The sequence below is a fragment of the Polaribacter sargassicola genome, assembly GCF_021991835.1.
GTDB classification, from domain to species: domain Bacteria; phylum Bacteroidota; class Bacteroidia; order Flavobacteriales; family Flavobacteriaceae; genus Polaribacter; species Polaribacter sargassicola.
Genome location: NZ_JAHDAU010000077.1, coordinates 1 through 369 on the forward strand (window position 1 = coordinate 1; position 369 = coordinate 369).

Annotated in this window: 1 protein-coding gene; it reads left to right on the forward strand. The window is 71.8% G+C overall.

The features are described from left to right. A partial coding sequence (locus tag KI686_RS15895; protein ID WP_237590309.1) for a hypothetical protein occupies positions 1-291 on the forward strand: 291 nt, incomplete at its 5' end. Between the last annotated feature and the right edge of the window lie 78 nt (positions 292-369).

The window sequence follows — 369 nt, forward strand, 5'->3', positions numbered from 1 at the left end:
CGCGTCGGCTTCTCGCCACGGGTGGTCTACCACGAGCGCCGTGCCGCGCCCGATGAGCTCCTGTCGATCGGCGGCATCGCGGTCACGACGCCTCTCGCGACCGCAGAGGAGCTGCTGTTCGCGGCGACGAGGGCGGACCGCGACGACGTGAGCTGGCTGCGCGCGCTGCTGCTGCTGAGCCCCGACCTGGTCGACGCGCTGCAGTCGACGCTGGCGGCGACGGCTCGGCGCCCTGGGAGACGCCGCGCCGTGAAGCTGATGTCGGAGCTCGCGACGATCAGGACGTCGTGACGCGGTACACGTCGTAGACGGCGTCGATCCGCCGCACGGCGTTCAGCACGCGGTCCAGGTGCACCGAGTCGCCCATCT